General features: G+C 63.2%; 12 protein-coding genes. 8 read left to right on the forward strand and 4 right to left on the reverse strand.

The window, feature by feature from the left end; genetic code table 11:
• Nucleotides 1–5: 5 nt before the first annotated feature.
• Nucleotides 6–548, reverse strand: a complete 543-nt coding sequence (locus MGMAQ_RS03700; RefSeq protein WP_082085246.1) for a DUF1285 domain-containing protein — start codon at nt 546–548, stop codon at nt 6–8.
• A 59-nt stretch (nt 549–607) separates the two neighbouring features.
• Between MGMAQ_RS03700 and MGMAQ_RS03705 the strand changes: the two genes are divergently transcribed.
• From MGMAQ_RS03705 to MGMAQ_RS03740, 8 genes are all read left to right on the forward strand, one after another.
• On the forward strand, nt 608–1,621 hold the full coding sequence (locus MGMAQ_RS03705) for a MoxR family ATPase (protein ID WP_082085555.1): 1,014 nt from the start codon (nt 608–610) through the stop codon (nt 1,619–1,621).
• Complete coding sequence (locus MGMAQ_RS03710) at nt 1,618–2,499, forward strand: DUF58 domain-containing protein (RefSeq protein WP_046020484.1); 882 nt, start codon at nt 1,618–1,620, stop codon at nt 2,497–2,499. Before MGMAQ_RS03705 ends, MGMAQ_RS03710 begins: the two co-directional genes overlap by 4 nt.
• On the forward strand, nt 2,493–5,150 hold the full coding sequence (locus tag MGMAQ_RS03715; RefSeq protein ID WP_046020485.1) for a DUF4159 domain-containing protein: 2,658 nt from the start codon (nt 2,493–2,495) through the stop codon (nt 5,148–5,150). The genes MGMAQ_RS03710 and MGMAQ_RS03715 overlap by 7 nt, the downstream gene beginning before the upstream one ends.
• Complete coding sequence (locus MGMAQ_RS03720) at nt 5,140–7,179, forward strand: hypothetical protein (RefSeq protein WP_046020486.1); 2,040 nt, start codon at nt 5,140–5,142, stop codon at nt 7,177–7,179. Before MGMAQ_RS03715 ends, MGMAQ_RS03720 begins: the two co-directional genes overlap by 11 nt.
• Before the next feature lie 102 nt (nt 7,180–7,281).
• Nucleotides 7,282–7,977, forward strand: a complete 696-nt coding sequence (locus MGMAQ_RS03725) for a pirin family protein (RefSeq protein WP_046020487.1) — start codon at nt 7,282–7,284, stop codon at nt 7,975–7,977.
• A gap of 66 nt (nt 7,978–8,043) precedes the next feature.
• A complete protein-coding gene (locus tag MGMAQ_RS03730) occupies nt 8,044–8,370 on the forward strand; it encodes a hypothetical protein (RefSeq protein ID WP_046020488.1) in 327 nt (108 codons plus the stop codon).
• Nucleotides 8,371–8,561: 191 nt separating this feature from the next.
• Entirely contained in the window at nt 8,562–8,768 is a 207-nt protein-coding gene (locus MGMAQ_RS03735) for a hypothetical protein (RefSeq protein WP_046020489.1), read from the forward strand.
• A gap of 161 nt (nt 8,769–8,929) precedes the next feature.
• Complete coding sequence (locus tag MGMAQ_RS03740) at nt 8,930–9,253, forward strand: hypothetical protein (protein ID WP_082085247.1); 324 nt, start codon at nt 8,930–8,932, stop codon at nt 9,251–9,253.
• Nucleotides 9,254–9,508: 255 nt separating this feature from the next.
• On the opposite strand, the gene gcvPB is transcribed toward MGMAQ_RS03740, so the two are convergent.
• Genes gcvPB through gcvH form a run of 3 tightly spaced genes read right to left on the reverse strand, consistent with a single transcriptional unit; the run spans nt 9,509 to nt 12,743 of the window.
• A complete protein-coding gene (gene gcvPB / locus MGMAQ_RS03745) occupies nt 9,509–11,026 on the reverse strand; it encodes an aminomethyl-transferring glycine dehydrogenase subunit GcvPB (RefSeq protein WP_046020490.1) in 1,518 nt (505 codons plus the stop codon).
• Nucleotides 11,023–12,366 carry an aminomethyl-transferring glycine dehydrogenase subunit GcvPA gene (gcvPA, locus tag MGMAQ_RS03750; RefSeq protein WP_046020491.1) on the reverse strand — a complete coding sequence of 448 codons (1,344 nt, stop codon included), beginning with the start codon at nt 12,364–12,366 and terminating at the stop codon, nt 11,023–11,025. Before gcvPA ends, gcvPB begins: the two co-directional genes overlap by 4 nt.
• The gene (gene gcvH, locus MGMAQ_RS03755; RefSeq protein WP_046020492.1) at nt 12,366–12,743 is read right to left on the reverse strand and encodes a glycine cleavage system protein GcvH; all 378 of its coding nucleotides are present in this window, start codon (nt 12,741–12,743) and stop codon (nt 12,366–12,368) included. Before gcvH ends, gcvPA begins: the two co-directional genes overlap by 1 nt.
• Nucleotides 12,744–12,745 lie beyond the last annotated feature (2 nt).

Genomic DNA, 12,745 nt, shown 5'->3' on the forward strand with positions numbered 1-12,745 from the left:
GTCCGTTATTCTTCCAAGGCGCCCAGGGGAAAAAAGCTGCCCATGCTCCAGATACCGTATTGGGATTCCCCGTCGAGTCGTTCCTCGATTCCCAATTCCACCAATTCATAATACACGGAGCGTGATAAACGTGCATCCAACCCGGGACGAACTTCCACATAGGGGATGGATTGGCCGGTTTTCTCGTCAGCAACAAGGCGCAGGGGGTGGTCGCCGCAAAGCGTCACCATTTCGTCAACATTGGTGCGCACACTGACCGCTTGCTCGCGGCCCGATTGGCAGGTGAACAGCTCAACGGCGACAAAAGGGACGTCTTCCACCTCGATGCGCCCCATCTCCGCTGGGGTGATCATCCAGTAGGATCCGTCTTCCTCTCGATGCAATACTGAGGCGAATAAGCAAACCAACTCTTTCCGACCGATGGGAGAGCCGTGATAATACCAAGTGCCGTCCCTTGCGATGCGGATGTCCAGCTCCCCACATAATACCGGAGCCGATCCCGACTCGGATGCAGGGGCGGCGGCGAGTTGCGAGGGCGCAGGCTTCATGAAGATCCGGTCCTTCCGGTGTCTTGAGCAAGGGGCGAAATCACGGAGTGGATATCGGCATGGATCATATGGGTACTGATAAAGCGGACGCCAAGGGTGAAGATGCGGTGGCGGCGGCGGAAGCTCTTGCGGCGCGATTGCACGAAGTGCGCCGCGCCCTGGGCGAGGTTATTTTTGGTCAGGAACAAGTGATCGAGGACGCCCTGGTTACCTTGCTGTCTGGCGGTCATGCGCTGCTGGTCGGCGTGCCGGGCCTGGGCAAGACCCGATTGGTGGAAAGCCTGGGCGCGGTGATGGGCATGGAAGAACGCCGGGTGCAATTCACCCCCGATTTGATGCCCGCCGATATCCTGGGATCGGAAGTGCTGGAAGAACCGGAGCCGGGCAAGCGCGCCTTCCGCTTTCTACCCGGTCCCGTCTTCAGTCAATTGCTGATGGCCGACGAGATCAACCGGGCCAGCCCGCGCACCCAATCGGCCCTCTTGCAGGCCATGCAGGAAGGCCGGGTCTCGGTGGCCGGGCATTATCACGACCTACCGCGTCCGTTCCATGTTCTGGCGACGCAGAATCCGTTGGAACAGGAAGGCACCTATCCGCTGCCCGAAGCTCAGTTGGACCGCTTTTTGATGCAAATCGATGTGACCTATCCCGAACTCGAAGCGGAAAAGCGGGTGCTCAGCGTGACCACCGGCAGCAACCAGGGCCGCGTTGGCACGGTCATGACGGCTCGGGATCTGCTCGCCGCCCAGGACATGGTTCGCGCCATGCCGGTGGGCGAGAGCGTGTTGCAGGCCATTCTCGACCTGACCCGCGCCGGGCGCCCGGGGGAGTCGGCGTCTGATGACGTTAACCGCCATGTGGCCTGGGGTCCCGGGCCCCGCGCCGGGCAGGCTTTGATGCTGGGGGTGCGGGCGCGGGCGTTGCTGGATGGCCGCTTGGCGCCGTCGGCGGAGGATGTGCGGGCCCTGGCCAAACCGATCCTGCGCCATCGCATGGCGTTGAATTTCGCCGCCCGGGCCGATGGGGTATCCTTGCAATCGATCATTGATGGGCTGTGCGACGCCCTGCCATGACCGATCCTCTCTCTCCCGCCATTCACCGTCAGGCCGCCCATCTGGGCGAGGAACTGCCACCATTGCTGGCGGCGGCGACCCGCATTGCCGATGGAGTTCGGGCGGGCTTGCACGGACGGCGGCGAGCCGGGCCCGGGGAATCCTTTTGGCAATACCGCCCCTATCAGTCCGGGGATTCGGCTCGACGGATCGATTGGCGGCGCTCGGCCCGTTCCGATGATCTGTTCATCCGTGAAAAGGAATGGCAGGCCGCGCAGACGGTGCTCATGTGGTGCGACGGGTCGCCCTCCATGGACTATCGCTCGACCCGAAATCTGCCCAGCAAGCGGGAACGGGCGGGGGTGCTCTGCCTGGCCCTGGCCCTGCTTTTGGCACGCGGTGGCGAGCGGGTGGGGCTGTTGGGAGAGGGCGAGCCTACCGGCGGCAGCCGCGAGACCCTGAGCCAGATGGCCCTGGCCTTGGATCACGGCGGTCCCGCCATGGGCGACCCCCGGGTACGGGCCGGGGTGATGTCCCACGCGCGAGTCTTGCTGTTTGGCGACCTGTTGACCGATCCCGAGACCCTGACCCGCGACTTGACCGAACTGGCGCGGCGCGGCGGTTGCGGCCATCTTGTCGTGATCCGTGATCCGGCGGAAGCTTCTTTGCCTTTCGATGGGCGTTATCGGGTCAGCGGCCCGGAGAACGAGGGCACCCTGCGTGTTGGTCGCATCCAGAGCCTGCGTCCCGACTACCAGACAGCGGTGGCCGACCAGCGCGCCACGGTGGAGGCCCTGGTGCGGGACCTGGGCTGGACGCTGACCTGGCATCATACGGACCGACCGGTGGAGCCGATCCTGCTGGCGCTGTACGAGAATTTGGCGGCGGTACCGTGCTGAGCGTCCTCGGATTCACCTTTGCCGCGCCCTGGGCGCTGGTGGCGCTTATCGCCGTGCCGTTGCTGCTGCCTCTATTACGGCTGATGCCGCCGCCGGCGCGGGAGCTGCGCTTTCCAGCGATTCGTTTCTTGTTCGGGCTGCCGGGCACCGAGGAGACGTCGGCGCGCACCCCCTGGTGGCTGGTGCTGTTGCGATTGCTGCTGCTGCTCTGCCTGATTATCGGGGCCGCGCGTCCATTACTGGGTTCCCTGGACCCGGAGGGAGGTCAGGGGCCGGTCTTGCTGGTGGTCGATGATGGCTGGGCGGCGGCACGAAACTGGCCCGCCCGACAGCGCATGATGAGCGACCTGGTATCGCGATTGGAGCCCCAGGGGCGCGCCTTGGTTTTGCTCACCACCGCCCCGGCCAAGGTTGGGGGCGATGTTCCCGCCCCCCGGCGCCTGACCCCCGGTGGCGCCCGCCAGACACTCAAGGATCTGCAACCCCACCCCTGGCCCACGGATCGCGCGGGCGCCTCGGACCAACTGACCCAATGGCTCGTCGATCAACCGGACTTCAAAGCCGACACGGTCTGGCTGTCGGATAGCCTGCAAGAAGAAGACCCCAAAAGCCTGGTCGAACTGTTGTCATCCCTGGGAGAGGTCAGCCTGCATCGTGATGGGGTGCCGCTGGTCCGTCTGCTGCCACCCGAGCGGGACGGGGACGGACTACGCCTGGCGGCTCGACGACTGGCGGACAATGAATCCATCACCGCACGGGTGCAATTGCGCGATGGGGCGGGGACCCTGCTGGATCGGATCGATCTGACGTTCGCGCCGGGAGAAAGCGACGCGGTCGCCACCGCGCGCCCCCCTGCCGAACTGGCCCGGCAATTGGCTCGGTTGGACCTGGCGGTAGATGGGGCGGCGCGGACGGTGGGTGGCCTATACCTGCTTGATGATTCCTGGCGTCGTCACCCGGTGGGGCTGGCCACCTTTGATGGCGACGGCAGCGCTTCCCGGGTGCTTGATCCATTGCACTATTTGTCCCGCGCCCTGGACGGCACGGAAGATGTGCGGCGAGGACCCTTGAACGATCTGCGGCAGCGTCCCCTGGCTTTGCTGGTGTTGGCCGATCCGCCACCATTGTCTGATGCTCGACTGGCGGACCTGAATGGTTGGATCCGCCAGGGCGGCGTCCTGCTTCGATTTGCCGGACCGCGTTTGGCCGATGCGCCGAGCCTGCCTCTGCCGGTGGACCTGCGCGCCGGGGACCGATTGTTGGGTGGCAAGCTTTCCTGGACCAAGCCTTTGTCCCTGGCGGCATTCCCCGACGATGGTCCTTTCGCGGGACTGGCCGTGCCGAGCGATATCAAAGTGCGCCGACAAGTGCTGGCTCGCCCGGAATCGGTGTTGCTTGCCCGTGTTTGGGCGCGGTTGAAAGATGGTACGCCGCTTGTTACCGCCCGGCGACAAGGGCGCGGCTGGCTGGTTCTCTTCCATACCACCGCCGATCCCCGTTGGAGCGATTTGCCTCTGTCCGGGCTGTTCGTGGAGATGATGCGCCGAATGGCACGGCTGGGGCCGGGTACCGCGGCGGCCCCCCAAAACGGGGAACAGCTATCCGCCGCGACCCTGTTGAACGGCTTTGGCCAATTGACCGACGTAGCGCCGGGCACCGCGACCTTGATCATGGGAGAGCCCGAAGCGGCGGCACCGGGTCTTTATGGACGGCCCCATCCTCTGGCCGTGGTCAACTTATCTTGGGACGAAGACCGCTTCCGGGGCCTCGAACCGCCCGCCACGGCGCGTCTGGCTGGTTATGGCAGCGAACCGGCGCGGGACTTGAGCGGGGTCCTATGGACCGCGGCCATGGTCTTGCTGCTGATCGATATGACCTTGTCCCTTTGGGCCCGAGGCTTGGCGGTGGCCGGAGTCATGTTGCTTTTCGCGGTCCCGGCCATGGCCGCGCCGGATCCATCGGCCTTGGCCAATCAACAACGCCTGGGTTACGTGGTCAGTGGCGATGCGCAGGTGGATGAAACGGCCAAAGCGGGAATGAACGGGCTCACCTGGATGGTCATGCGCCGCACTTCGGTACAACTGGCCGAGCCCTTGATGGTGAATCCGGCGACCGATGATCTGGCCTTGTTTCCGCTCATCTACTGGCCGTTGCCCGCCTCGCCGACGCCTTTGAATGCGGAGACCGCGCGGCGGGTGGAAGGATACCTGCGCCGAGGCGGGTTGATCCTGTTCGACGGGCGTGGCCTGCTGGCCCGGGACTCCGGCGAGCGATTGCGCCGCCTGACGGGGCCGTTGCGCGTTCCCCGGCTGATGAGCCTGCCCGCCGGTCATGTGCTCGGGCGCAGTTTCTATCTATTACAGACCTTTCCCGGACGCCTGGACAGCGGAGCCCTGTGGGTGGAGCGACCCGACCAACGCACCAACGACGGCGTGGCGACGGTGATCGTCGGTGACAATGATTGGGCGGCGGCTTGGGCGGTGGACGAGACCCTGCGTCCGCTGCATGCGGTTTCCCCCGGGGGTGAGCGGCAGCGGGAACTGGCCTTTCGCTTTGGCATCAATCTGGTGATGGTCGCCCTGACCGGCAACTATAAGGGGGATCAGGTGCATCTGGATGCCATCCTGGAAAGGTTGTCCGATGATTGGTGAATGGATCTTCGAGCCGCTGATCCCCTGGTCCTGGTGGGGCGGATTCGCCGTGATTGCACTGGTCTTGTTGGTTTGGATGCTCATCCGGCGGGCCCGGGGCAGCGCTTGGCGGGCCCTCGTCCTATTGCTGCTTCTGCTGGCCTTGGCCGGGCCACGGGCGCAGTGGCAGGAGCGTGAACCACTGCCCGACATCGCCCTGATGCTGATTGATCAATCCGCCAGTCAGGAGCTGGAGAACCGTCGGCAACAGACCGAAGAAGCCGTTGCCCGACTGCGCCAGACCACCGGGGGCCTTACCGACCTGGAATGGCGTGAGGTGCGGGTGGGCGACGATGCCAATGGCGACGGGACCCGAGTCGCGGTTGCTCTGCGACGGGCCATGGCCGATCTGCCGCCGGACCGCTTCGCCGGGGCGGTGCTGGTCACCGATGGTCAGGACCGGGATCCGTCAGCCCTGGCGGACCAACCACTTCCGGGCCCTGTACATCTGTTGTTGACCGGTCGTCCCCATGCCCGCGACCGGCGGATCGAGATCACCGCCGCGCCCGCCTTCGGCATGGTCGACAAGACTGTTCCCCTGACGCTGCGGGTGCTCGATCCGGGTGCGCCGCCCAATAGCCGTTTGAGCGTGACCCTGCGCTTGGACGGGCAGCCCTGGCAAACCATTGCCGTTCGCACCGGTCGTGAACAGACCCTTGATCTACCACTGTCCCATGCCGGGCCGTTGGTCGTCGAGGCCGAGGTGCCGACTCTGGAAGGTGAGGTATCGGCGTTGAACAACCGGGCAGCAAGGGTGGTGACAGGCGTACGCGACCGGTTGCAGGTCCTGCTGGTTTCCGGGCGCCCCCATCCGGGACAACGGGTCTGGCGCAATCTGTTGAAATCCGACCCGGGGGTGGATCTGGTGCATTTCACCATCCTGCGTCCGGCCAGCCGTATTGACCCGACGCCCTTGCGGGAACTGGCCTTGATCAGCTTCCCGACTCAGGAACTGTTCGAGGAGCGCCTGGACGATTTCGATCTGGTGATTTTTGATCGCTATGTGGTGCGGCACCTGATGGCGCCGGAGTATTACCGCAACCTGGTGGACTACGTGGAAACAGGCGGCGCCTTCCTGCTGGCCGCCGGACCGGAGTTCGCCGGCGAGGGCAGTCCCGCCGCCACCGACCTGGGCGATCTGCTGCCGGCCTTGCCCGAAACAGGTCGGGTATTGGAACAACCCTATCGTCCCCGGGCCAGCAAGATCGGTCTGCGTCATCCGGTCACCGAGCCGCTACGGGGCAGCGAACCGGGACGTTGGCACCGCATCATCGCCGGGGCGGCGCGCCGTGGCGAGGTGGTGATGGAAGGACCCGACGATCTGCCTTTGCTGATTCTCGATCGCCAGGGAGACGGGCGGGTGGCTTTGATGCTCAGTGATCAGGTGTGGCTATGGGCCCGCGGCCATGACGGCGGTGGCCCTCATGGGGAATTGCTGCGCCGCCTGATCCATTGGCTGATGAAGGAACCGGACCTGGAGGAGGAACGCCTTACCGCGCGCATGATTGAAGGAGAGCTCCGCATGCGGCTGCGGACTCTGGAAGAAGCCACAAAGCCCCAGGTCCGGGTCATCGCGCCAGATGGATCCGAGCAACGGTTGGCCTTTGAGACGGTCAACCCCGGCCGCTTCGAAGCCCGCCTGGCCGCGCCTTTGCCCGGCACTTATCAGGTGACAAGCGGTTCCTTGAGCACCCTGGCAGTCGGACCGGAAACGCCGGAATTCGGCGAACCCCGGGCCACGGCGGAAAAGTTGGCCCCCCTCGTGGAGCGCACCGGCGGCGCGGTGGTGGTGCTAAATGAAGAGGGCATTCCCGCCATTCAACGCCGTCGGGTGGGCGGAGCGCAGAAGGGGCGTGGCTGGATTGGCCTGCAACGCAACGGCGTGACCAAGGTTACCGGAGCCCGCGACCTGCCCTTGTTGCCCGGCCTACTGTTCGCTTTGGTCATGATCGGGGGGCTGGGTGTTGCATGGTGGCGGGAAGGGCGTTGATCTTCCCATTCATGGGATAATCCTTCCCGTTCTCGGCTCTCGCGCGGTCTGTTCCGTTCCCCATATAAAGGGAAACGGAACCCCTTTCAGACGGAGGCCGCCATGATCACCATCACCCCGTTCGCAGACCTGGGCCGTGCCGAGCATGGCTGGCTATCGGCCCGGTTTCATTTCAGTTTCGCCGAGTACGTGGACCCGAACCGCATGGGCTTCGGCCCCCTCCGAGTCTGGAACGATGACCTGATCCGGTCCGGGGGCGGCTTTCCCATGCATCCCCACAGGGATATGGAAATCATCACCTATATCCGCCAAGGCGCGGTCAGCCACGAGGATAATCTGGGTCACCAGGGTAAGACCGAAGCCGGGGATATCCAGGTAATGAGTGCCGGACGGGGCATCATCCATTCGGAATACAATCACGAGGACGAAGATCTGCGATTGTTCCAGATCTGGGTCCAGCCTCATACCCGGCACCTGGAGCCCCGATGGGAAAGCACCACCTTTCCCCGCGGGGACCGGCGCGGGCGGCTGGTCCCCGTGGCCTCTGGGCAAGGGATCCCCGATACCTTGATGATTCACCAAGACGCCACCCTCTATGCGGCGGATCTTGCCGAAGGGGATGAGGTCATCCATGACCTGGTCCCTGGACGCCGTGCCTATCTGGTTCCAGCCCGGGGGTCGGTGAGTATCAACGGCGAATCGGTGGGCGAAAGGGACGGGGCGGCGGTCCGTGATGTGGACAAGCTTCGGATCGTGGCCGTAAAGGACGCGGAACTTCTGCTGTTCGATCTGCCGTAATTCCTCTTTCAACATGCGGTGGCAGGCGGGTACACTCGCGGAACAGATATCCGACTCGGAGGCTCCATGCCGTTTGCTCGCCGCAATGCCGATGGCCACATCGAAGCCATGTATGATGCTCCGCAAGTGGGGGCCGAAGAGGAAGTCAGCGGGGATTCCCCCGAGGTGGTGGAGTTCCTGCTCGGCCAGGGACAGGCCGATTGGATATCATCCGATTTGGCTCTGGCCCGCGTGCTGGAGGACCTGATCGACGTTTTGTTGGAACGTCATGTGATCACCTTTTCCGATCTGCCCCCGGCGGCTCAGCAAAAGCTGATCACGCGCCGTGGCCTGCGCAAGGAATTGGACTATGTGGCCAGCCTGTTTCCCAGTGGCGACGAGGACGAATACTAAAGCCTTCGGATGAGCTCCTTGGATTCTGCATGGCTCCCATGTGGAATCCGCATTTGTAAAATTTACGATATTGCAATATTGTTACGCCCGTGTTCCAGCGGTATTCAGTCGCCGGGACCTATTTTTTTGACTGCGTGTGACCCAAAGCCGGTCAGGGACTTGGGTCGACGCCGAGATCGGGGAATAAGAATATGACCGTTGAAGCTCGGGCCACGCTGTTGGCCTATCTCCAAGATCGTGCCCGTGAACTGTTGCAGGACGCCACCTCCGCCACCATGCCCACCGGTGCCGAACTGCGTGCCGAGGCTGAAGAGTTGATGGCTTTGCACGGGATCATCTCTCATCGCGAGATGCCCGCTCAGGAACAGTTGAATCTGCGCTTCCCGCAGGCCGCCTGATTTTTCGGCGTAAGCCGAATCTTAAGCATCGACCTCCTATAAGACGGTATCGGCTTTGGCCGGTGCCGATTTTTTTGTTGTTGCGGTGCTATCCCCTTTGCGGAACACTGTCATTGGATCGGTGAGATCAGGTTCAGACCCATTGTGCGGAGAACATCAGTATGCGGAGTGATATGCGCACCTCCAACCGCCTGCGGTTTATGATGGAGACTGCGGTCAAACAGGCCAACCGGGAAATTCTCGATCCGATGATTCCCGAACTCACGGCGGAAACCATCAAGCCCATTGTCGATGCCACCGCGCGGATGCGGGGCGAATACCTGATGGCGCTTTTCGCGGTCGCCGACACGGTATCCTCGGGCAATCTGTCCATGAGCTCCGTCGAGCGTCTGCGCGAACTGCGCGTCGCCTACGACGAACTGGCCCACGCGTTCCAGGCCCTGGAAACAGCCATTGAGCGAGGGTACCTGACCGTAAAAGGGTAAGGTGGGGTCAGCGGCCCTCGAAGGCCGAGGGTGACCGGCATTGCATCATTTTCGAGAGTTAAAGTATCAGAGGCGGATTCAAAAGTATTCCTTTGATCTCAAGGGCGTATATTTCCGCTCTGGCGGCGTCAAGACCTCCTAACGGGGCGCCGCCCCGTGTCGTCGGCCTTTCCTGGCCAGATCAAAAATCTACTGCCTTGATATCTAAATGATACTTTTAAATCCGCCTCTCAGTCCTTGATCAAGACGGATGCTTTAAGAGTTAGACTCCCCAGACTCCTCCGCCGTCCAGCGCAGCACCGGGTATCGGGCTGCCCCGGTTTCGTCGAGCCTGCGCCGAGGAGTATGGACCGGCGCTTCATGGAAGAAGTCCTCGTCGCCATCGCGGGCGCGGGCGGCAAGGCCCAACACCAGATCGGCGAATTGATCCACCGAGGCGCGGCTTTCGGTCTCGGTGGGTTCCATGAGCAGGGCGCCCCGCACCACCAGTGGGAAGTACATGGTCATGGGATGGACACCTTCGTCGATCATCGCCTTGGCGAAGTCCAAGGTGGTCACCCCGGTATCCTTGAGGAAGCGATCGTCGAACAGGCATTCATGCATGCAGGGTCCTTCGAAGGACGGGCTCAGTTCACCGTCCAGACGGGCCATCAGGTAGTTGGCGTTGAGCACCGCATCCTCGGCCACCTGGCGCAAGCCGTCGCTGCCCAGGCTCATCATGTAGGACAGGGCGCGCACGAAGACACCGAACTGGCCGTGGAAGCCCTTGACCCGGCCTATGGGATCGCCGTCCACCGCGTCGGTGGTTTCGGCCAAGGTGAGGCCGTCTTTGCCATGCACGACGATGGGCAAGGGGGCATAGGGCGCCAGGGCTTCCGACAGCACCACCGGGCCGCTGCCCGGACCGCCGCCGCCGTGCGGGGTGGAAAAGGTCTTGTGCAGGTTCAAGTGCATGCAGTCGATGCCCAGATCCCCGGGCCGCACACGGCCAACCAATGCGTTGAAGTTGGCGCCGTCGCAATAGACAAAGCCGCCCGCCGCGTGCACGGCGTCGGAAATTTTGATCATGTCTGGCTCGAACAGGCCGCAGGTATTGGGATTGGTGATCATCACCCCGGCGACGGAGTTATCAAGCTTGGCGATCAGGGCATCCAGGTCCACCCGGCCCCGGTCGTTGGCGGGGATGGATTCCACCTTGTAGCCACAGGCATGGGCACTGGCCGGATTGGTGCCATGGGCCGATTCCGGAACCAGCACCTTAGCGCGGGCATCGCCTCGGGCTTCCAAGGCGGCGCGCATGCACATGAGTCCGGTCAGTTCCCCGTGTGCCCCGGCGGCGGGAGACATGGCCACGGCGGGCATGCCGGTCAGGGTCTTGAGCCAATGGGCACAAGTATCGATCAATTCCAGCGCCCCTTGGGCGGTGCTTACGGGCTGCAAAGGATGTAAATCGCCCAGACCGGGCAGCCGCGCCATGCGCTCATTGAGCCGTGGGTTGTGCTTCATGGTGCAGGAGCCGAGCGGATAGAAGCCGGAATCGATGGCATAGTTCTTCGAAGAAATGCGCATGTAGTGGCGGACCACCTGCGGTTCCGACAGACGTGGCAGACCAATGGGGACCTGGCGTTCCTGGCCCCCCAGATGGTCGGTGGTCACGTCCGGCTTGGGCAGGTCGACGCCGCATGTTCCAGGCGTGTCCTGTTCAAAAATCAGTGGTTCTTCGATTTGCAGTCCGCGATTACCGGTGACGGTGGTTTGGATCGGGTCGCTCATGACAGCACCTCCGTCAGCGCCTGGGTAAAGGATTCCATATGGGCCGGGGTTGTGGTCTCTGTGGCGGCGACCAGCAACAGGTCGTCAAGGCCCGCATCGGGCAGCAGCCGGGATACAGGGACACCACCCAGAATACCCTTTTCGGCCAGGGCTTCCACGACGGGTGCCGCATCGGTGGGCAGGCGCAAGGTGAACTCATTGAAGTAGCTGTCGTTGAGAACCTTGACCCAGGGCAGAGCGCACAATTGTCCCGCCAGGCTGACGGCATTGGCATGATTGGTCTGGGCCAGCCGCCGGAAACCATCCTCGCCTAAAAGCGTCAAATGGATGGTAAAGGCCAGAGCGCATAGGCCGGAGTTGGTACAGATGTTCGACGTGGCTTTTTCCCGTCGGATATGCTGCTCGCGGGTATTCAGGGTCAGCACCCAGCCACGCTGTCCGTCCACGTCGGTGGTCTGTCCGGCCAATCGGCCCGGCATCTGGCGCAGCAGTTTCTGACGGGTGGCGAACAGGCCAACATGCGGACCGCCAAAGCTCGTGCCATTGCCCAGGGACTGGCCCTCGGCGGCGACGATGTCGGCGCCCATCTCGCCCGGGCCGCGCAGCACGCCCCAGGACATGACTTCCGTGTTGACGGCGATCAGGAGCGCGCCCGCCTCGTGGCAGGCTTCGGCCAGGGCGGTGATATCGCGAATCTGACCGAAAAAGCTCGGCACTTGAACCACCACGCAGGCGGTATCCTTGCCGATCCGGTTGACCAGCACTTCACCACCCAAGGGGTCGGGCTCGGCGGCATCCACCTCAAAGCCGTAGAATCGGGCATGGGTCTCAACCACTTCGCGGTAATGGGGGTGCAAGCCCCCAGACAGAATCGCCTTGCCACGCCGGGTGACCCGCAAGGCCATCAAGACCGCCTCGGCGGTGGATGTGGCGCCGTCATACATGGAGGCGTTGGCCACTTCCATACCCGTCAGCATGGCCACCTGAGTTTGGAATTCGTACAGGTATTGCAGTGTCCCCTGAGAGACTTCCGGCTGATAGGGGGTATAGGAGGTCAGGAATTCCCCACGCTGAATCAAATAGTCCAGTGACGCCGGGATATGATGGCGATAGGCGCCGGCGCCCAGAAAACTGGGGCAGCGCGATGGGCTCAGGTTCTTTCCCGCCATCTCCGTCAACGCCTGCTCTACCGCCATTTCGCCGGCATGGTGCGGCAGGTCCACCGGGGCATGAAGGCGGGCTTCTTCGGGGACATCCACATACAGATCATCCACCGAGGCAGCACCAACGGTTGCCAGCATGTCCCGCCGGTCGGTCTCGTTCAGAGGCAGATAGCGCATTAACCAAGCCCTTCGACGTAGCCCTTGTAGTCGGCCTCGTCCAAGAGATCGTCCAGTTCGGCGGTGTCACCAATGGTCATGCGGAAGAACCAGCCGCCGTCCATGGCCGAGGTATTGACCAGCGAAGGATCCGCTTCCAGATCCTCGTTGATTTCCAGGACCACGCCGCTGAGCGGGGCATAAATCTCGCTGGCCGCCTTGACGGATTCCACCACCGCGGCCTCGCCACCGGTCTCCAGGGCCGCGCCCACGGCGGGCAGATCGACGAACACCACGTCGCCCAATTGCTCCTGCGCATAGTCGGTGATTCCGACGGTGCCTTCGTTTTCCTCGATGCGGATCCATTCGTGATCCTTGGTGTATTTGATGGTTGCCATGA

Source organism: Magnetospira sp. QH-2 (genome assembly GCF_000968135.1).
Taxonomy (GTDB): Bacteria; Pseudomonadota; Alphaproteobacteria; order Rhodospirillales; family Magnetospiraceae; genus Magnetospira.

Bases quoted from the DNA above. Each gene is read 5' to 3' on its own strand.
- MGMAQ_RS03700 (WP_082085246.1), bottom strand. From the start codon at position 548: ATGAAGCCTGCGCCCTCGCAACTCGCCGCCGCCCCTGCATCCGAGTCG.
- MGMAQ_RS03705 (WP_082085555.1), top strand. From the start codon at position 608: ATGGATCATATGGGTACTGATAAAGCGGACGCCAAGGGTGAAGATGCG.
- MGMAQ_RS03710 (WP_046020484.1), top strand. From the start codon at position 1,618: ATGACCGATCCTCTCTCTCCCGCCATTCACCGTCAGGCCGCCCATCTG.
- MGMAQ_RS03720 (WP_046020486.1), top strand. From the start codon at position 5,140: ATGATTGGTGAATGGATCTTCGAGCCGCTGATCCCCTGGTCCTGGTGG.
- MGMAQ_RS03725 (WP_046020487.1), top strand. From the start codon at position 7,282: ATGATCACCATCACCCCGTTCGCAGACCTGGGCCGTGCCGAGCATGGC.
- MGMAQ_RS03730 (WP_046020488.1), top strand. From the start codon at position 8,044: ATGCCGTTTGCTCGCCGCAATGCCGATGGCCACATCGAAGCCATGTAT.
- MGMAQ_RS03735 (WP_046020489.1), top strand. From the start codon at position 8,562: ATGACCGTTGAAGCTCGGGCCACGCTGTTGGCCTATCTCCAAGATCGT.
- MGMAQ_RS03740 (WP_082085247.1), top strand. From the start codon at position 8,930: ATGCGGAGTGATATGCGCACCTCCAACCGCCTGCGGTTTATGATGGAG.
- gcvPB (WP_046020490.1), bottom strand. From the start codon at position 11,026: ATGAGCGACCCGATCCAAACCACCGTCACCGGTAATCGCGGACTGCAA.
- gcvPA (WP_046020491.1), bottom strand. From the start codon at position 12,366: ATGCGCTATCTGCCTCTGAACGAGACCGACCGGCGGGACATGCTGGCA.
- gcvH (WP_046020492.1), bottom strand. From the start codon at position 12,743: ATGGCAACCATCAAATACACCAAGGATCACGAATGGATCCGCATCGAG.